Source organism: Allosphingosinicella deserti (assembly GCF_003012735.1).
GTDB classification, from domain to species: domain Bacteria; phylum Pseudomonadota; class Alphaproteobacteria; order Sphingomonadales; family Sphingomonadaceae; genus Allosphingosinicella; species Allosphingosinicella deserti.
This window is the reverse complement of the sequence record NZ_PXYI01000001.1, coordinates 63626-82007: the sequence shown is the minus strand read 5'-3', so window position 1 is coordinate 82007 and position 18382 is coordinate 63626. Positions and strand designations below refer to the sequence as shown.

General features: G+C 65.5%; 18 protein-coding genes. 11 read left to right on the top strand and 7 right to left on the bottom strand.

Annotated elements, in window-relative coordinates:
- The first annotated feature begins 86 nt into the window (after positions 1-86).
- The 6 genes from C7I55_RS00410 (at position 87) to C7I55_RS00385 (ending at position 5421) form a co-directional block, all read left to right on the top strand.
- The gene (locus C7I55_RS00410) at positions 87-806 is read left to right on the top strand and encodes a sterol desaturase family protein (RefSeq protein ID WP_106511593.1); all 720 of its coding nucleotides are present in this window, start codon (positions 87-89) and stop codon (positions 804-806) included.
- Positions 807-914: 108 nt separating this feature from the next.
- The gene (locus C7I55_RS00405) at positions 915-2051 is read left to right on the top strand and encodes an N-acetyltransferase (RefSeq protein WP_106510936.1); all 1137 of its coding nucleotides are present in this window, start codon (positions 915-917) and stop codon (positions 2049-2051) included.
- 9 nt (positions 2052-2060) lie between these two features.
- Complete coding sequence (locus C7I55_RS00400) at positions 2061-2468, top strand: VOC family protein (RefSeq protein WP_106510935.1); 408 nt, start codon at positions 2061-2063, stop codon at positions 2466-2468.
- A 194-nt stretch (positions 2469-2662) separates the two neighbouring features.
- On the top strand, positions 2663-3607 hold the full coding sequence (locus tag C7I55_RS00395; RefSeq protein WP_158266216.1) for a DUF3829 domain-containing protein: 945 nt from the start codon (positions 2663-2665) through the stop codon (positions 3605-3607).
- Between the two features lie 96 nt (positions 3608-3703).
- Positions 3704-4708 carry a hypothetical protein gene (locus tag C7I55_RS00390; protein ID WP_106510933.1) on the top strand — a complete coding sequence of 335 codons (1005 nt, stop codon included), beginning with the start codon at positions 3704-3706 and terminating at the stop codon, positions 4706-4708.
- A complete protein-coding gene (locus C7I55_RS00385; RefSeq protein ID WP_106510932.1) occupies positions 4705-5421 on the top strand; it encodes an ATP-binding cassette domain-containing protein in 717 nt (238 codons plus the stop codon). Before C7I55_RS00390 ends, C7I55_RS00385 begins: the two co-directional genes overlap by 4 nt.
- A gap of 52 nt (positions 5422-5473) precedes the next feature.
- Here C7I55_RS00385 and C7I55_RS00380 read toward each other — a convergent pair whose 3' ends face one another.
- From C7I55_RS00380 to C7I55_RS00355, 6 genes are all read right to left on the bottom strand, one after another.
- Complete coding sequence (locus C7I55_RS00380; RefSeq protein WP_106510931.1) at positions 5474-7060, bottom strand: hypothetical protein; 1587 nt, start codon at positions 7058-7060, stop codon at positions 5474-5476.
- Between the two features lie 154 nt (positions 7061-7214).
- Positions 7215-8183 carry an MBL fold metallo-hydrolase gene (locus tag C7I55_RS00375; RefSeq protein ID WP_106510930.1) on the bottom strand — a complete coding sequence of 323 codons (969 nt, stop codon included), beginning with the start codon at positions 8181-8183 and terminating at the stop codon, positions 7215-7217.
- 71 nt (positions 8184-8254) lie between these two features.
- Positions 8255-9025: an SDR family NAD(P)-dependent oxidoreductase gene (locus tag C7I55_RS00370; protein WP_106510929.1), complete on the bottom strand. Its 771-nt coding sequence runs from the start codon at positions 9023-9025 to the stop codon at positions 8255-8257.
- A 28-nt stretch (positions 9026-9053) separates the two neighbouring features.
- Positions 9054-9905 (bottom strand): oxidoreductase, encoded by an 852-nt coding sequence (locus C7I55_RS00365; protein WP_106510928.1) that lies wholly within the window; start codon positions 9903-9905, stop codon positions 9054-9056.
- Positions 9906-9945: 40 nt separating this feature from the next.
- Positions 9946-10239 carry a putative quinol monooxygenase gene (locus C7I55_RS00360; RefSeq protein ID WP_106510927.1) on the bottom strand — a complete coding sequence of 98 codons (294 nt, stop codon included), beginning with the start codon at positions 10237-10239 and terminating at the stop codon, positions 9946-9948.
- A 10-nt stretch (positions 10240-10249) separates the two neighbouring features.
- On the bottom strand, positions 10250-11008 hold the full coding sequence (locus C7I55_RS00355) for an SDR family NAD(P)-dependent oxidoreductase (protein WP_106510926.1): 759 nt from the start codon (positions 11006-11008) through the stop codon (positions 10250-10252).
- 240 nt (positions 11009-11248) lie between these two features.
- Between C7I55_RS00355 and C7I55_RS00350 the strand changes: the two genes are divergently transcribed.
- The 4 genes from C7I55_RS00350 to C7I55_RS00335 all read left to right on the top strand — a co-directional run bounded on the left by C7I55_RS00350 (position 11249) and on the right by C7I55_RS00335 (position 17207).
- Positions 11249-14347: a TonB-dependent receptor gene (locus C7I55_RS00350; protein WP_106510925.1), complete on the top strand. Its 3099-nt coding sequence runs from the start codon at positions 11249-11251 to the stop codon at positions 14345-14347.
- A gap of 92 nt (positions 14348-14439) precedes the next feature.
- Positions 14440-14967, top strand: coding sequence for an RNA polymerase sigma factor (locus C7I55_RS00345; protein WP_158266215.1), 528 nt, complete (start codon positions 14440-14442; stop codon positions 14965-14967).
- Positions 14964-16010, top strand: coding sequence for a FecR family protein (locus C7I55_RS00340; protein WP_106510923.1), 1047 nt, complete (start codon positions 14964-14966; stop codon positions 16008-16010). Before C7I55_RS00345 ends, C7I55_RS00340 begins: the two co-directional genes overlap by 4 nt.
- Before the next feature lie 201 nt (positions 16011-16211).
- Positions 16212-17207: a LysR family transcriptional regulator gene (locus C7I55_RS00335; RefSeq protein WP_106510922.1), complete on the top strand. Its 996-nt coding sequence runs from the start codon at positions 16212-16214 to the stop codon at positions 17205-17207.
- Here C7I55_RS00335 and C7I55_RS00330 read toward each other — a convergent pair.
- A complete protein-coding gene (locus tag C7I55_RS00330; RefSeq protein WP_106510921.1) occupies positions 17188-17739 on the bottom strand; it encodes a flavin reductase family protein in 552 nt (183 codons plus the stop codon). The genes C7I55_RS00335 and C7I55_RS00330 overlap by 20 nt on opposite strands.
- A gap of 184 nt (positions 17740-17923) precedes the next feature.
- Here C7I55_RS00330 and C7I55_RS00325 point away from each other — a divergent pair, with 184 nt between their 5' ends.
- The gene (locus C7I55_RS00325; protein WP_106510920.1) at positions 17924-18361 is read left to right on the top strand and encodes an ester cyclase; all 438 of its coding nucleotides are present in this window, start codon (positions 17924-17926) and stop codon (positions 18359-18361) included.
- The last annotated feature ends 21 nt before the right edge of the window (positions 18362-18382 follow it).

Sequence of the window (18382 nt, the reverse complement as noted above, 5' to 3'; positions counted from 1 at the left end):
GCTCAGAAAACCGAGGAATTACAAAGGTGAAACTCGCACACGCTGCCCGCCCGAGCTTCTGGAGGCGCGAGCATCATCTGGACAAGATGACGTTCAAGGAACTGGTCGTCGCCTATTTCCAATATCCGGCGATCATTGCCTATCTTGCGCTGTCCGCTGCGGCCATCGGGGTGTTTGCCTATAACCCGGCGCCGCTCGCGCCGACGGTCATCGCCGTCGCCGTCGCGACCTTCGTCTATCCCCTGGTCTGGTACGTCCTCCACCGCTGGGTCCTGCACAGCCGCTGGATGTTCAAGGTGCCGATGCTCGCCGCGACCTGGAAGCGGATCCATTACGATCACCACCAGGATCCGAATCACCTCGAGGTGCTGTTCGGCGCGCTGCACACCACCCTGCCGGCAATCGGCGCGGCGACCCTGCCGATCGGCTGGATCATCGGCAGCTTCTGGGATGCTCCGATCGGCGGTGCGATGGCGGCCTTCGCCACCGGCCTGCTGACCACCTGCTTCTACGAGTTCGTCCACTGCATCCAGCACCTCGCCTACAAGCCCCGCGCCAAGGTGCTGGTCGAGATGAAGAAGCGGCACATGGCCCACCATTTTCATGACGAGAATGGTAATTACGGGATCACCACCTTCTTCTGGGACAAGCTGTTCGGCACCTTCTACGATCGCTCCGAGCGGCCGAAGAAGAGCCCGACCGTCTTCAACCTCGGCTATACGCCCGAGATCGCCGAGCGCTATCCGCAGGTCGCCCGCCTCTCGGGCGGCGTGGCGACAGGCCACCCGCGCAAGCGCGGCGAATAAGGTCTCCACGAATTATGACGAAGGGCCCCGATCGGGGCCCTTTTTCGTAACACCTGCGCCCGGGCAGGGATCGTGACACGAACGCATCCACCGGCTACCAAGCGCGCCATGGCTGAGATCACTATCCGCGCGGTCGAAGGTGCCCGCGACCGCAAGGCGTTCGTCGACTTCGCTTTCTCCCACAATCGATCCGACCCCAACTGGGTCCCGCCGCTCAAGACCGAGGTTCACGGGCTGCTCGATCCGCGCACCAATCCCTGGTTCGAGCATGCGGAGGCCAGGCTCTTCCTGGCGGAGCGCGACGGCAAGATCGTCGGGCGGATCTCCGCGCAGGTCGATCAACTGGTGCTCGAACATATGGGTGCCGGGCTCGGCCAGTGGGGCATGCTCGAGGCGGTCGACGAAGCGGTCGCGCATGCATTGCTCCATCGCGCCGAAAGCTGGCTCAAGGGGCGCGACATGACCCGCTCAATGGGGCCGTTCAGCCTCTCGATCTGGGACGAGCCGGGTCTCCTCGTCAAGGGCCACGATCATCCGCCGACGGTGATGATGGGCCACAACCGTCCCGAATACGAAGCCTGGGTGGAACGCTACGGCTATGAAGGCGTCAAGGATCTCTACACCTACGAGGTTCCGATCGCGGACGGCTTCCCGCCGATCGTCGGCCGCATCGTCGCCTCGGGCGAGAAGAATCCGCGCATCCGGATCCGCAAGGTCGACAAGAGCAAGTTCGATCAGGAAGCGGAGCTGATCCTCGGAATCCTCAACGATGCATGGTCCGACAATTGGGGCTTCATCCCGCTCACCCCGTCGGAGATCGCTTATGCCGGTAAGAAGCTGAAGCCGATCGTCTTCGAGGATCTGATCCGGGTCGCGGAGGTCGACGGCGAGCCGGTCGCCTTCATGATGACCTTGCCCGATCTCAACGAATTCACCCGGGATCTCGATGGGCGCCTGTTTCCGTTCGGCTGGGCCAAATTGCTGTGGCGGTTGCGCAATCCGAAGGTCCGGTCGACCCGCGTTCCGCTGATGGGGGTGGTGAAGCGCCTGCAGGCCTCGCGCCTCGCCAGCCAGCTCGCCTTCATGCTCGTCGAACATATCCGCCGTGACGCGATCTCGGTCTACGGCGCAACCCGCGGCGAATTCGGCTGGGTGCTGGAGGATAACGGCCCGATGCGATCCCTGTCCGACGCGCTCGAAGCGAGGATCAACAAGGTCTATCGAATCTACGAAAAGGCGCTCTGAGGCCCAATCGTGCAGGTTCGCGGCCTCAATCACCTCACTCTCGCGGTGCGCGATCTCGACACGTCGACCGCTTTCTACGTCGATCTGCTCGGCTTCGCCCTGCGCGCGCGCTGGGATGACGGCGCCTATCTGGAAGCGGGAAGCCTCTGGCTCTGCCTGTCGCGCGACGATCACGTCACCGGCAATCCGGACGCCACCTACACGCACTTCGCCTTCGACGTCGCACCACCCGATTTCGAGGCCCTCGCCCGGCGCGTCCGGGCCCATGCACCGATCTGGAAGGACAATCGAAGCGAGGGCCAATCCCTCTATTGTCTCGATCCGGACGGCCACAAGCTCGAGCTCCACTGCGGCACCCTCACCTCGCGGCTCGAATCCTATCGGACCCGGCCCGGAAGCAGTGTGCAGATCTTCTGAGTGGGCCGCCGGCCTGCCGCAGGTCTCCTGAACCGATGGCGAGCGAGCGTAGGCAAAGCTGATCCGAGCCGCAGTTTTCCTTTGCCTCCAGACACTTGCAGACCGACCATTCAAAGCCGTTGTCACTGCAGGAGATTGTCCATAAACGACCATTCCGAAGCGATGATCTTTCACCAGAAGCGGGAGAATTAGGGGTGTTTCAAGACAAGGTCCGGCTGTTCGTTCTTGCGGCGCCCGCTCTTCTGCTCGCGCTCGGCGGTTGCGACGGAGCCGGCACGGGCGGCAACACCAGCAGCGCCATTCCCGGCGTGCCGACGGCCGAGGGCAAGGATCCCGCACAGGCCAAGCTGGACGCCTATACCGAGGGCTATAACAAGCTGATCGGCACCTTCGGCCTGCCGGAGACGGCGGAAAATTATGCGAAGGAGGACATCCCCAACCAGTCGCCTACCGACAACGTCTCGATCAGCAGCGGCTGGCTCGAAGCCGCGCTGACCAAGCTCAAGGAAGGGCGCGCGCTGCCCGGCGGCCCGGCCGATCTGGACAAGGCGGGCGATGGCCTGATCGCCGCGCTCGACAAGGTCGTCACGCACGTGAAGGCGCTCTCGGTCTACTATGACAGCAAGGCGTATCGCGAGGACAAGCTTGCCCGCGGCAAGCAGGAAGATGCGGCGATGCGCGCCGAATTCCAGGCTGCGCTCGCCGCCGCGGAGAGCTTCGACACGATCCTCAAGCGCGAGCGTGACGCCCGGGCCGCCGTCGAAATCGAGCAACTCAGGAAGGACGGCAACATCCTCGCTTATTCGACCAAGCTCGCCGTGCAACGGTCCGAGAGCCTGATCGACCTGTTCGCCAAGCCCGAGGACGTCAAGAATCCGCAGATCCTCGCGCGCGGCACCGCCCTGGTCGGCGAGATCGAGAAATTGCTGACCGATCAGCGCGCGGCCTATGCCGCCGCCAAGGCCGCCGCCAAGACCCCGCTCGAGGCACCCTCGTCCAGCTACGAGAGCGCCGCCGGCGACCTTACCGATCTGGTCGGCAAATTCCGCGACCTCAAGCAGAGCGGCGACGTCGAGAATCTGAACGACATGGTCGAAGAATATAATGACGCGATCGAAAGCCTGAACAACATCCGCTGACCGGATCTCGGCAGCGCACCAAACGTCCGCGTCCCGCAATCGAGTTCGATCGATCGATCGCATTGCGGACGATCGGCCACGGGCTAGGATGTACGGATGGGTGCCTCTGACGGCCGACGCGGCCACCTGTTTCGCCTGGACTGCCGGATCGCGCGCAACGCGACCCGGGCAGCCCTGGCCGGACGGCGGGATCGGCTGAATGCCGGCTTCATGCTCGTCGTCGTCTTGGCGGCCTTGCACGCCTGGTTCGCAGGTCGATCGTGGCAGATCGGGGCCTGGGCGGCGCTTGGTGGCGGAGCCTGCGCAGGTGTGGCCGCAGGACGCCTGATTGCGGCGCGTCTCCATTTCCACGGCACCGATGGCCTGCTCGCGGCCCTTGCCTTGCGCCCTTCCACCGGCCGTCACTATCGGCTCGCCGCGCACGGAATCGGAGTCGCGATCCTGGCGACGATCACGCTGATCGCCCGCCCCTCCCTGCTGATCGTCAGCCTGCCCGCCTATCTTGCCGGTGCGGCCGTAGCCCACCTCACAGCCATGCTCGCACCGTCCGGAGCGGTCTTTGCCAAGGTCCGCCTGGGATGGACGATAAGGATATGGCTCCACCGCCCCGGCGCCGGGATGACCGCCGCCGCCGCCGTGCTTCTCTCACTGGTCGTGACAGGCACGCTCTCCTCCAACGCCCGGATCGCAATCGTCGGCATCGAGGCGGTTATTGCGACGCTGGCGCTCACCAGCGTCGACCACCCAACGGTCCGGTTCATGACCGTCGCCGGACAAGGGTCGTGGCGGATCGTCGCCCACCATGGCCGAAGCATGTTGCCGTTCGTCCTTCTGGCGGTGCCGATCACCTGGCTCATCCTCGGTCCGCTGGCGGCCGGGATCGTCGCCGCGGCGTGCGGCGCCATGCTGCTCCTGATGACGATGCGCATCCTCGCCTACCGACTTCACGGCAGGCGATTTGCCGATCTGCTCGTGTCAGTCTTCGCGGGAATGCTCATCCTGACCGCGTACATGCTGCCACCGGCTTTACCAGTCGCGGCCCTCGCCATCCTCTGGCATCTGCACCGCCGGGCAGCCGCCAAGACTTGGCTGCTCGGATGACCGCCGCCCTCCGCCTCTCCGGCGTGACCGTCGAGCGAGGCGGTCAGCCGGTCGTCGAGGCCCTCGATCTCTCGGTGCCGCAAGGATCGTGGTTCGGGGTCATCGGTGCCAACGGATCCGGCAAGACCAGCCTCCTTCGGGCCCTTGCCGGACGTCTGCCGTTCGCCGGCGGATCGTGCCGGATCGAGGACCAAGAGCTGGCTGCCGACCGTGCGGCCCGGGCGGCGCGCTTCGGCTTCGCGCCTCCCGGCGACACGCTGCCCGATGCCTTGCGCGTCCGCGACGTTCTCGAATGCGTCGGCGGCACGATGGAGGAGGTCCGCGCGCGGACAGGGTCCGTGTACGCCGCCTTGGGCCTCGGCGCGCTCCTCGATTGCTGGATCGGCGACTGCTCGGCCGGAATGCGGCAGCGCGTCGCGATCGCGGCGGCATTCGCGGGCGGCCACAGGCTCGTGATCCTCGACGAGCCGTTCAACTGGCTCGATCCGGTGGCGGTCTTCGACCTGCGGCGGGCGCTGCGGCAGCAGGTCGAGGACGGCCTGACGCTGATCACGGCGCTGCACGATCTCGGTACGCTCGCCGCAGCCTGCGATACCGGCCTGATGCTCGCCGGCGGCAAGATCGCGATGACGCTGAGCCATGACATGCTCCGGGCGGCCGGCGCCGACCCGCACGCGTTCGAGCAGCGGATGATCGAAATCCTGCGATCCTGAACGACGCCGTCCGCGATGCTCTCTGCGCAGCAATCAGCGCCGCGTCGCGCCCTCATTCCACCGGATTGGCCCGATGGGTCGTCACCGACGTTTCGTAATCGGCGATGATGCCGGGTCCGTTGACCTTGGTCTCGTCGGCCGTCTGCGCCGGATAGCTGGTGCGGAGCGACTGGGTCATCGCCTGGTCGATCGCCTCGCCGACGCTGGTGAGTTGCTCGAAGGCGGCGTTGACGTCGCCTTCCGCGGCGTCGGTCGCCTTGCTGCCGAGATGCTCCCAGAATTTGTCGACCAGCGTGCCGCCGAACGCCTCGCCCAGCGGTCCGGTCTTGCCGAGAACCTGATCGGTGAGCAGGTCGGTGATCATCCGGACGTTTTCGATCTTCTGTTCGCTGCTGTCGGTCTTGGAATTGACGTAGTCGGCGGCGGCGCCCTGCATCGAGCCGAGCAGGGTGCCGAACTGCATCGCAGCCTCGGTCCGCTGCGCCTCGTTCGGCGCGAGTGCGCCGGGGGCGGCGCCCACGATCTTGCCGAGCCGCGTCATTTCGTTCGAGATCGCACTCTGGGTGGTGGCGCGGTTGTCGAACTCGCTGTTCAGCATCACGTTGCGCATGAAGCGCTCGGTCAGCGAGTGATGCGGCGTGGGCGGGCTGGCGTCGCCGCGATCGTTCCAGCTTCCGGCGTAGGTCGCCTCCTGGTTCAGCCGGGAGATATGGCGGTCGAAATAGGCGCCGAGATCGTTGAGCCCGGCGGAGCGATCGAGCGACCCGGATTCGCCGCTCATGTCGACCATCGCGCTGAACACCTTGTCGACCTTGGCCTGGTCGGGGCTCCTGTCGGTGCCGGCAACCGCCGAGGCCATCGCGTCGAACCCGCCGCGGCCAGCCGGCGTCGTGCCGTAGGCGTTCATCGGCAGGCGATCCATATGCTGCATCAGCTGCGCCGGATCGGGCTGATCGGCGACATGCGCCACGATGCCGTTGGCCGCGGCGGAAAAACCGTGCTCGGCGGCCATGCCGGCGAGATCGGCCGCAGCCGTCAGCGCGAGCACGCCGCGCGTGCCCTCCTGCGTGTTGATGTCGTAGCCGTTGCGAGAAGCCGCATTGCGGAGGTCGAAGGCGACCTGCTGGAGCAAGGCGCCGTCGGTGACCTTGCTCAGCAACTGGCGCACGCCGTCGGAGCCTGCGTTCTTCGACGGATCGACCAGCGCGTAGATCTGATCGGCGCCGAGGCGCCCCGAATCCACGTTGCGCCCCATTGCGGCAGTAACCTGGTCGCGAAGCTCCGGGGTGGCCGCGCCGGTATAGGCGACTCCGATCTCTTCGAGCGCTGTCACCAGCTCGCCGCGGGCGCGATCGTCGAGCCCGCCGGCCTCGGTCCGGAACGACGGGTCGGAGCCGCTGGCGAGATCGACCACGCGCGCGACATATTCGTCTTTCTGCGCCTGGGAGAGCCCCGGATCGGCCATGGTCTCCTGGATCACATAAGCGGGGTCGCCGTGATATTCCTGCGCGAAGCGTGCGGTCTCCTGGACCGCCTGTTCGACCTTCGGATCGGGCGCCTTGGTAGGGCAGGGCGCGAGTTGCTGCGCACGTGCCGACTCGACGACGCTCGATCCACCGCCACCACCAACATCCAACATGCGACATCCTTTCCTGCGCCTGCTTTGGGCCCGTTCTCCCAGCCTGTGGGCGCGGGGTCACTAAACGATTCGTTGAGGCGCTGGATGAAGCGTGCAAGGTGGACGACGAGTGTCGACGGCTCCGATCCGGGTCGGAAGGCGCCGGAGCCGATGTTCAGAGCTCTCCCCGACGACCCCCTGCCTTCGTCGCAAGGGCTTCGGCCGGAAGCCAGTCATATCCCGGTCCGCGCCTGTGCAACGTGCCGACGCCGGGGAAATCGAGATGGGGGGCGGCCAGCAGCCGTCGTTCGCGGACGGCGCGGTCGAACTGCCGGTGCCGCTGCTCGCGGGCAAGATCCTGGCGCACATCGTAGGTGATGGTCACCGGCGGGTGGGCGAGCTGGACCGGGCCGATATGCACGATATCGCCCCAGAATTCGATGCTCTGGCCATCGCTCTCCACCCGGTAGAAGGCGTGCCCCGGCGTGTGGCCTGGTGTCGGAAGCGCAGTGACGCCCGGAAGCAATGGCGTGCCGCCGCGAAAGGTCGCGAGCTTGCCGGCCGCCCTGTAGAGGCCAATCGTCTGCCGCGCCTGTTCGAAATGAAAGCTCTCGAGACCGGGATCGCCTTCCCGATCCAGGAACAGGGCAATATCCTGGGCGCCGACATGGACGACCGCGTTGGGGAAGAGTCTCCGGCCGCCGATCGCGATGCCCCCCGAATGGTCGGCATGGATATGGGTCAGGAGAATATCGTCGATATCCGCCGGAGAATAGCCGGCGGCGGCGAGGCTGTGCAGCAGCCTCCCTCCCTGCGTTCCGAACAACGCGCCCGCTCCGGCGTCGATCAGCACCTGCCGAGATCCGGTGTCGACGAGAAAGGCGTTGATCGAGACCGGCACCGGATTGGGTTTTCCCGCCGCCCGCAGACGTGCGTCGATCACCGTGTGTGCAATGCCCTTCAGCAGGGGATGGACATCCAGCGGAACCGTGCCGTCGCGAAGCGAGAAGACGTCGAACCGGCCCACCTTGAAGCGGGCGAAATCGGCATGGCCGGAAAGAGGCGGGGACGGCGGCGCGGACCAGCCGACCGCCGAGCCGGCGAGCGCGAGCGCGCCAAGCGTCGCAACAAGCATCTTGATCATCCGAACCTCCAAGCGGTTTCGCTCCCAGGAACGAGATCTGCCGCGGACGGGGCGCGCCCCGCCCGCCACACCTATTTGCCCCACTCCGGACCACCGTCCGTGCAGGTCTGACCACCATCCACCGCAAGGGTGGCGCCGGTAATCCACAGCGCCTCGTCGCTGGCCAGAAACGCAACGGCGGCTGCGACCTCCGCAGGCTGTCCGGCGCGCCGCAGCGGGATCCGCTCCCACGCTTTCTCCAGCAGGGCCTCATCGGCCATGATCTCGTCGACCATGCCGGTCACGGTCAGACCGGGGCATACGAGGTTGGCGCGGACTCCGTACCGGCCATTGTCGCAAGCGAGCGAGCGGGTAAGGTTCGCGACCGCGGCCTTGGCGGCATTGTAACCGGCATGGCTCCAGCCGCCGCCCAGCGACGAAACCGAGCCGATATTGACGATGGAGCCCTTGCTCTCGCGCAGAAGCGGCAGTGCCTTGCGGCTCATGTAGAAGATGCTGTCCACGTCCGCGCCGAAGCAGGCACGCCAATCCTCGTCGGATGTCTCGTCGACCGTGCCGACGAGGTTCATTCCAGCCGCATTGACCAGCGTGTCGAGCCGGCCGAACCGGGCCGCAGCGACATCGACGAGGGAGTCGCAGTCTGCCCGAAGGGACACGTCGGCGGGATGCGCCACCACCCGGTCACCGCCGCCCAGCTCTGCAGCGGCATTCTCCAGACGCGCGCGATTGCGGCCGGAAATCACCACGGACGCGCCTTCTTCCAGAAGCCGCTTCGCAATCGCGGCGCCGATCCCGGAACCGCCGCCGGTGACGATCGCCACCTTGCCCTGAAAACGTTGCATGTTCATTCTCCTGATGGCTGCCGCGCGCTTACGCGCCGTCCCTCTCGGCCGCGGGGAAGTCGGCGCCGCGCGCCACCTGCTCCCAGGCTTCGAACTCGGTCTTCATCTGCGCGATTTTCGCCGTCGCCACGTCGAATGCCTCGTTGCCGAGCAGCAGCCGGTGCGGCGGGTTTGCCGAGAGGATCGCGTCGTGGATCGCGGCCGCAGCGCGGGCCGGGTCACCGGCCTGCCGGCCTACGGATTGGTGATAGGCTTCCCGTGCGGCGCCGGCCGTCCGCGCGTAATCGGCGATCGGCGCCTGCGTCTCGTTCGACGAGCCCGCCCAAGCGGTTCGAAAGCCGCTTGGCTCCACCGTCATCACCCTGATGCCGAGCGGTTCGACCTCGGCCCGCAACGTCTCGGAGAGGCCCTCGAGTGCGAATTTGCTCGCCGTGTAATAGCCGACCGCCGTGAACCCGGCGAGACCGCCGATCGAGGTGAGATTGACGATCGCCCCGCTGCGCCGGCGGCGCATGCCGGGCAGCACGGCGTGGATCATGTTGGCCGCGCCGAAAAAATTCACGTCCATCAACTGGCGGGCGTGCGTCTCGTCGGTTTCTTCGACGGCTGCGAAATAGCCGATCCCGGCATTGTTGACGAGCACGTCGATCCTGCCGAAATGGCCGATCGTATCAGCGACGGCCTTGTTGCATTGCTCGGGATCGACGACGTCGAGAGGCAGCAGCAGCGCCTCGCCAAGCTCCGCCAGATCGGCAAGCACGTCGATTTTGCGGGCCGTGACCGCCACCTTGTGCCCCTCCCGCAGCAGATGCTCGCTGATTGCGCGGCCGAAGCCGCTCGAGCAGCCGGTCACCAGCCAAACCCGTTTGTCCTGGGTCATGTTCGGTTTCCTTGAATGGTGTGCCGGTGAGCCGACCGCGCTAGGCGCGGGCGGCATATTGGCGGATTTCGACATCCCCGCCGCATAGCTCCGGGACACGGGCCATGAATCCGGCGACGTAGGAGGTGCTCATATGCGCGTCGAAATCGGCGCGGGAACGCCAGTCTTCGTGCACCATCCAGCCGTGCGGATCGGCGCTGGATTGATAGATTTCGTAGCGCAGACAGCCTTCCTCGGCGCGGGTCTGCTCCACCAGCGCAAGCAATCCGGCACCAAGATCGTCGGTCCGGCCCGGCCGGGCGACGAAGAATGCGACGTTGATCAACCTGTCCATCGTCCCGTCCTCACTTGATCTGAACGCTGAAGCCGCCGTCGGCCATCACCACCGCGCCGAGGATGAAGCTCGCCCGGTCGGACGCCAGGAAGGCGACGATCTCGGCGATTTCCCGGGGCTGCGCTGCCCGTCCGATCGGAGCGCCCTTGCCATGCTCGGCGAGGAAACCCGGCCCGTCGTCGAAGATGTCGTTCAGCAAGTTGGTGACGACATCGCCGGCGCCGATCGCATTGACGCGAATGCCATGCTCGGCGACCTCGAGCGCCAAGGTTCGGGTAAGCTGGGCGAGAGCGCCTTTGGAGGCGGTGTAGGCCGCAATGGTCGGAAAGGCGAAGTAGGACGCGTAAGACGCGATGTTGACGATCGACCCGGACTTGTTCGGAATCATCGCCTTCACGGCTTCGCGCGAGTGGAGGAAGGATCCGGTGACGTTGGTCTCCATCACCCAGTTCCAGTCGTCGACGCTCATCTCGACGACCGGCTTGTAGACGATCCGCGCGGCATTGTTGACGAGGATGTCGAGCTTGCCGAAGTGCTCCTGCGCGAGCGAAACCGCAGCAATTGCGCTCGATTCCTGCGAGATGTCGGCGACGAGCGGTACGATCCCGGGTCTCGCGAGCTTTTCGACCTCTGGGCTGATGTCCTCCGCGACGACTTTCGCCCCGCGCTCGTGCAGCAGCTCTGCCGTCGCGCGGCCGATACCGCTCGCAGCGCCGGTGACGATTGCTACCTTTCCTTCGACTTCATCGACAATGCTTCTGCTGGTCATGGCAAACTCCTTACCGATTCTTAAAGCCCGCTCGTGAGGCTGCAGGTAAGGCCGAAGCAGAGGAGCGTTAATGCGCCGAAATCCGTACGGGTCGTTCAGCTCAGTTGAACAAAGCATGCGCCTCGAGGCGTGCGGGCCGCCGCGCCTTTCGGGCAGGCCCGGTGAATTGCTCTCCCGCGCGCCCGCAAGACTTCCCTTCTCGAGGTCGGTCGGCTAGCGGCAGGCGCGGCCGGCAAGCACATGCGTACATCCTTCGTGGCGATCCCTCTTGCATTCATCGCCGCGGTACCCGCGTCCGCGGCTGGACGCGCCGCCACGTTCCGGATCCAGCTTCCGCCGCAATCTCTCGCCAGGTCGCTGTCCCAGCTCGCCGAGCGGGCGGGCGTCGAGCTTCTCTTCTCGCCGGCCCTGATCGGCCGCCGCCGCGCGCCTGCGCTCAGCGGGCGCCTGTCCCTCGACGAGGCACTTGGCAGGCTGCTCCAGGATTCGGGGCTGACGCACCGACATGGCGCAGGCGGAACGGTGCTGATCGTCCCTGCCCCGCAGCGCCCCAGAGCGCTGGCGGCAAACGAGGCGCCGGTGCCCGAAATTCTGGTGATCGGACGACGATCCCAGAACGCCGACATTCGCCGCACCGAGAGCGATATCCAGCCCTATCAAGTCGCCACGCGCGAGGACGTCGCGGGCTCGCATGCCGACGACGCGGAGAGCTTTCTGCGCACCCGATTGCCGGTGAACGCACAGATGTCCGGTCCCGCACAGCTGACCTTCGACAATCTGGGCAGCGCGCGGTCCCAGATCAACCTGCGCGGCCTTGGCCCAAGGCAAACCCTCATCCTTGTCGACGGTCGCCGTCTGCCATCTGCACCCAGCAGCGACAGCGGGTTTTACCAACCAGACATCAACGCGCTTCCGCTCGCTTCAATTGAAAGGATCGAAACGATCACGTCGACAGCGGGCGGGATTTACGGGCCGGGGGCGACGGCCGGAGTCGTGAATTTCGTTTTGGAGCGTGACTATCGTGGAGGTCGAATCGCCGTCAGCAACGGTGCGACGAGCCGAGGAGACGCGCCGGAGCAGAGGATCGATGCTAACCTCGGCTTTACGCCAGACGATGGTCGAACCGACATCATGCTGACGATCGGCCATTCGGAGTCCGCCGGCCTGGCGTTCGGAGACCGCATTTTTGCCTATCGCGCGCGGGCACTGAAGGCGCGGAACGATCTAGGCCAATTTCTCAGTCAATACCCGACGAGCGCATCGATCAACGTCCTTGGAGGCTCGCCCCTGTTGGGCCGTTCTCCAGTGCCGCTCACGCTGACGTCGAATGGCGGCACGCCGCTCGGCTCCAGCATCACGCATGCTCCCCTCGCACAGGTGCAGGATCCGTCCGTGCTGCTGAGGAATGCCGGCACCATCGATCTATCGCTCTCGCCCGATGCGAATGGAGCGAAACGAACGCTGCTGCCGGAAATCAGTCGCACCGCCATGCTGCTCAACGTGCGTCGTGCCATCGCCGATGGTGCGGAGCTGTTCGTCGATGGTCTGTGGATGCGCAACACGGCCAGGTCGGTCGTGCCTTGGTACATTCAGACCGCTGCGGTCTACGATCCGGCACTTAACCCATTCGAGCAGCCGGTAACGGTGACCTTTCCGATGCCGGGTTTCGACAACGTCCTGAAAAATCGGACACGCTCTTTTCGGCTGACGACAGGGCTGATCCTTGATTTGTCCCGAGGTTGGCGGGCGAATATCGACTACACGATCGGCAAGGCTCGCGAGCGAGCCTTGCTGACGGGCGACAGCCCGTCGCAAGAGGCCTTCGAAGGATTGTTGGGTTTCCCCAGCGCAAAGACTGTCCCTAACCCATTCTCCAATTATGCCGGCTTCCAGTCCGCGCTCGACGCGTATCGAAGGCCAAATCGCTTCGAATTCTCGTTGGAGAACCGGTTACGGCAGCTGTCGGCCCGCGTCGCCGGCCCCATCTTTGACTTGGCCGGCGGACCGTTGACCGTGTCCATGCTTGCGGAGGATCGAAGTGAACATGTTCCGGGATCCTCACTCACGGAAACTCGGCTGGACCGGATCGTCGAAAGGCCATTGCCAGAAGTAAGGCAGCAGGTCCGGTCCTATTATGCCGAGTTGCGGGCACCCTTGCTAAGCTCAGCAAGCCAATGGGCTTGGCTGCGCTCACTGGAGGTCCAGCTCGCGATCCGGAACGACCGCTATCGCAATACGGCACCGTCCGAGAACGAGCGAGGCGGTGCCCTGTTCGAGACCCTGGCCACATCGGACCGTAGCACGACGGTCTATACAGCAGGCATCCGCTTCCGCCCGGCTCCTACCATCTTGCTCCGGGCAAGCCTCAGCACTGGCGTCCTACCCCCAGGTATCGACCAGATATCTTCGCGGGTTGTTCCCTATAACGACGTCGCGCGTGACCCGCGACGTGGAGGCAGTCCGATCGAGCGGCACGTATCGGTCGTGGTTGGTGGCTCACCGGATCTCGAGCCCGAGCGTGCGCGGAGCTTCTCGGCAGGAGCCATCCTAACCACACCTGACGAGAAGCTCCGCTTCTCCATTGACTATACTCGCCTCGAGAAGGTGGGCGAGATCGCTCTCACATCGGCGAACGGCCTGCGCTATCTCACCGATCTCGGGGAGATCCGATATTTTCTGGCAAACGAGGATCGCTTCCCGGGCAGGATCAAGCGGCAGCCGCTCACCGAGGCCGACGCCGCACGCGGCTACACGGGCGGATTGATCACGCGGATCGATACCACCGCCCTCAACATCGGCAGCACCCGCATCGATGCCGTGGACCTCAAGGGTGAGTATCTGTTCCCGGCCGGCAAGGGCGGGCAGGTTCGCCTCGCGGGGGCCATCACCTGGCAGCCGACCTATCGGCGGCGGTACGACACCGCGGGGCCCTGGTACGACCTCGCCAACCATTTCGACGGTGCGTTGACCTGGCGCGGACATGCCGGGGTCGAGTGGTCGCGCGGACCGTTCGAGATCGGGCTCGATGGCCAATATTACGGCCGCTACCGCGTCATCTCGCACGGCCGGTTCGCCGAACTTCATGCCGAGGAGACGGAACGGCTGCAGGGATCGAGATTCATCCGCCCGCAATTCTATCTCGATCTCGCGGCGGCGTACCGCTTCCCTGCCGGGCGCTGGACCCGCGAGCTCCGTTTCGGCATTCAGAATGTGCTCGACCAGTCGCCGCCGATCGTCGCGACGAACGACCAATATTTCATGTACAACCAGACGGGCTACAGCCTGCTCGCCGACGCCCGGCGCCGTCGCTTCGACGTCACCATCGTCCAGCGTTTCTGATCCCCGATGCGGCTTTTCCAAGCAGCTGCGTCTACTCCGACGGGCGACACTTCGAACGGGACCTTCCGACCAACATGGCGAGCAGCCGGATCATGCTGAACACGGATCCCGATGGGGAACGTGCTCGCGCGCTTGCCCTTCAGTCGGAGGCGCTCCGGCGATCGCTGAGCAGCTATTTCGCCCGCAGGGTGGTCGATCGCACGGAGGTCGAGGATCTCGTCCAGGAAGTCTTCCTCCGGGTCGTGCAGCGCGACGGTGCCGACAGCATCGAGCACTTCAACGGCTACGTGTTTCAGACCGCGAGAAGCGTGTTGGCGGACCGGCAGCGACGGCGCGCTGCACGCCGCGTCGACGCGCACGTCGCCTTCGACGCGGAGCAGCACGGCGGCGAAGACGTGGATGCGGGCCGCCGGCTCGAGGACAAGGCGGAGCTCCGCGCGGCCACCGCGGCCCTTATGACGCTGCCGGAGCGCACCCGGACGATCTTCATCCTGAAGCGGCTCGAAGGCATGCGGCACCGCGACATCGCCTCTCGTCTAGGGATCTCGGTAAGTGCCGTCGAAAAGCATATGCTGCGCGCCGTGCAGCATCTTGCGGCCGAGCTTGGAGGGGGACGATGAGCGAGATGCGGATCACCCGCGCCCGTCTCCAGGCGATGACGGCGGACGAGGCCGCTTCCTTGTGGCTGGTCGCCCGGGAGGAAGGCGGCGCAACGGCCGAGGCTGGACTCTTCGAGGAATGGCTGGCCGAGCGCGAGGAGCACCGCAAGGCCTGGGCTGCGGCGACGCTGGCCTGGGACATGTTCGACGGCGGCGCAGATGACGACAGTCTTCAGGCGCTTCGGCAGGCGGCGCTCGAAGCCGGCCCCGATCGACCGATGTGGCGGCGCGCCGCCCCAGGATCGATCGCAGCAGCAGCCGCCGCCGCCGCCCTGATCTTCGGGTGGCAGCAGTTCGGCTCGTCCAGCGCGCCGGTTTCCGGACCGCACGTGGTTGCGTCGGCCGATCCGCTGCGAACGATCGGCAAAGTCGATTTCGCGACCAGGATCGGTCAGCGTGCAAGCGTCGATCTGCCCGACGGAAGCACGATCGCCCTCGATATCGACAGCGAGATCGACGTCGCTTTCCAGGACGGCCGCCGCTGGGTGCGCCTGGTCAGAGGCCAGGCCTATTTCGATGTCGCACCCGATGTGCGCCGCCCCTTTTCGGTGGAAGCGCGGGGAAGGATCGTGACCGCGATCGGCACGCGCTTTTCGGTGCGGAGCGATGCGTCCGAAGTGCGCGTCGTGCTGGTGCACGGCAAGGTCGTGATACGCGCCCGCGATAACGACCAAGTCCGTTTCGCGCTCCGTCCTGGACAGGAATATCGAAGCCGCGGCGGCAGCGAGTCCGTCTCGCCCGCGAAGCCGGGGCAAATCGAGGCATGGCGAACCGGCTACCTGTTGTTCGACGAGGATCGGCTCGCCGACGCGGTCGCCGAGGTCAACCGCTACAGCAAGGATCGCCTGGTCGTTCGCGATCCAAAGGTTGCCGACCTTCGTATCACCGGCCGCTTCCGCGCCGGCGATCCGGCGCGTTTCGGGCGAGTTCTCGCGGAGATCTATCCGGTGCGGCTCGTGCGTCGCGCCAACGGAGACATCGAGATCGTCGCGCTACCCCGCTGACCGGTGGGGCGATCGACGCTCGCCTTCACAAAGCGAGCCAGAGACGTGCGGCTTTCGCGGCCGCCTGCGTCTTCCTTGTCGAGGGGCGCCATCGGCTGTCCTGCGCCAGGAGGTTATCGTGTACGGACCGTTGCATCTCGCCCGAGCGCGCGCCCAGGCATCCCCCTGGATCTGTCGCTTCGTGACCGGTGCGCTGTTCGCATGACCCAGACCCTGCCCTCCGCCGGAACGCGCCGCGCGATCAGGGCCACTGATTTCAACCAATTATGCGCGCTCGCCAAAGTCGCCCGGAGCGGCAGCTTCTCCGCGGCCGCGGCGGAACTCGGCGTATCCCGCTCCAATCTCAGTCAGATGATCCGCGATCTCGAGGAGCGCCTTGCGTTACCGCTCCTCCAGCGGACCACACGCAGCGTGCGTGCGACCAGTGCCTGCGAGGTCCTGCTCGCCGGATTCGAGCCGGCGCTGCTGCAGATGCAGGCCGCGGTGGAGGCTGCCAAGCTCTCCGCCGGCATTCCCGCAGGGCGGATTCGGCTTCACGTGCAGCGTCTCGCCTACGAGCTGCACGTCCAGCCCAACCTCGCGTCCTTCATCGACCTTTACCCAGAGGTCGAGCTCGACGTCGCCGTCGACGATGCACCGGTGGACATCGTCGCAAGCGGCTTCGACGCCGGGATTCGCTTCACCGACATGCTGGACCAGGACGCGATCGCGATCCGCTTGGGTCGGAGCATGCATCATCTGACGGTTGCGTCTCCCGATTATCTCGCCAAGTTCGGCGCTCCGGAGACGCCCGAGGATCTTCACCGACACCGCTGCCTCGTCTCGCGCCTGCCCGGCCGGCACGGTATTTACGAGTGGCGCTACCAGCGGTCCGGCAAGCGGATCGCGCCGAGATTGGCGCAGTCCGTCGTCGTCAGCGATTGCCATGCCGCCGCCGAAGGCGCGGTCGCGGGCGTCGGGATCGCGTATTGGGTGGAGCCTGCGCTGACCGACCGGCTGAAAACGGGCGCTCTGATCCCCTTGCTGGCGGATTGGCAGACGCCCGCTGCTGATTTCTCCTTGTTCTTTCCGGCACGCCACCGCCGCAGCAAGGCCATGCAGCTTTTCGCCAAGCATCTGATCGAACGTTCGCGACGGGACGTGGATGGGAATGGCGCCGGTCGTGCCGGTGGCGGGATCACAAATTCTGCGGCTTGAACGCGGAGCGGCGGCTGATTGTTCGACCACTCACCATGAACGCGCCCTCGCCGAGATAGTGCATCGTCTCCGGCGTCTGACTTCCGCCCGCGACGTGGGCCTTCACCACCTCCCAGACGAACAGGCCGTAACGGTCGATCAGGCTGTCGTCGTGCAGCCGGCACTCGAAATTGGCGAAGCATTCGGCGATCATCGGCGCCGCGACCAGGGTTGCAGGCACGGGGCTGAGGCCGAACGTCTCGAACTTGTCGATGTCGGCACCGCTGCTGTTGCCGATACCCACAACCTGCTCGATCATGTCGACAGTGGGCAGATTGATCACGCATTCGCGACTGTTTCGCAGCATTTCGAAACTGTGGTCACCGTCCCAGATGTAGCAGGCGAACAGCGCCGGCGAAAAGCCGAGCATCATGTGCCACCCCATCGTCATGATATTGTCTGATCCCCGGTCCCGCGCGCTCACCAGCACCACCGGACCCGGCTCCAGAAAGCGCCGGATCTTGTTGAGCGGATAATCGATCTTCCGCACCATGTGTTGATCTCCTTCAGGCCATGCATCGTGAATTCGTGCCTGAGTCAACGCTCCTGCGCGCTTGCGGATTGTTCAGGGGGGCTGAACGGGTTGTGCGGATAAGCGGGGATTATCCGCACGATCCGCATCGCTATCCAGAACGGGACGCGCACGGCGCACCATCCCGAGATCGGAGGAGACAGCGATGACGACGACCGACAACGCGCAGCGCATTCGGCAGCTCTACGAGGCTGTCAATGCCAAGAACCTGGAGACCATACGCGGTTTCGGCTGCCCGGAAAGCGCCTGGCTCGACGTACCCTTCGCCTTCACCTCGACCGGCGAGAATGCGATCATCGATCCCTGGAAGGCCTGGTTCGACATCTTCCCCGATGCGACCTGCGAGGTGCGCTCGCTCGACACGGCCGGAGATGTGGTGATCGCGCAGGGTGTCGGACGCGGAACCCACCAGGGGCCGTTCAACTCGCCCGCTGGTTTGTTGCCACCCTCGGGCCGGTCGATGGAGGTGCAGTTCTGCGACGTCTACCGGCTGCGGGACGGCAAAATCGTGCGCGCGGATTCCTACTTCGATTTCTTCGGCCTGCTGAAGCAGCTCGCCCCCGGCGCGCCTGCGGACAGCTGAACCGCACAACCCGCAATTCCG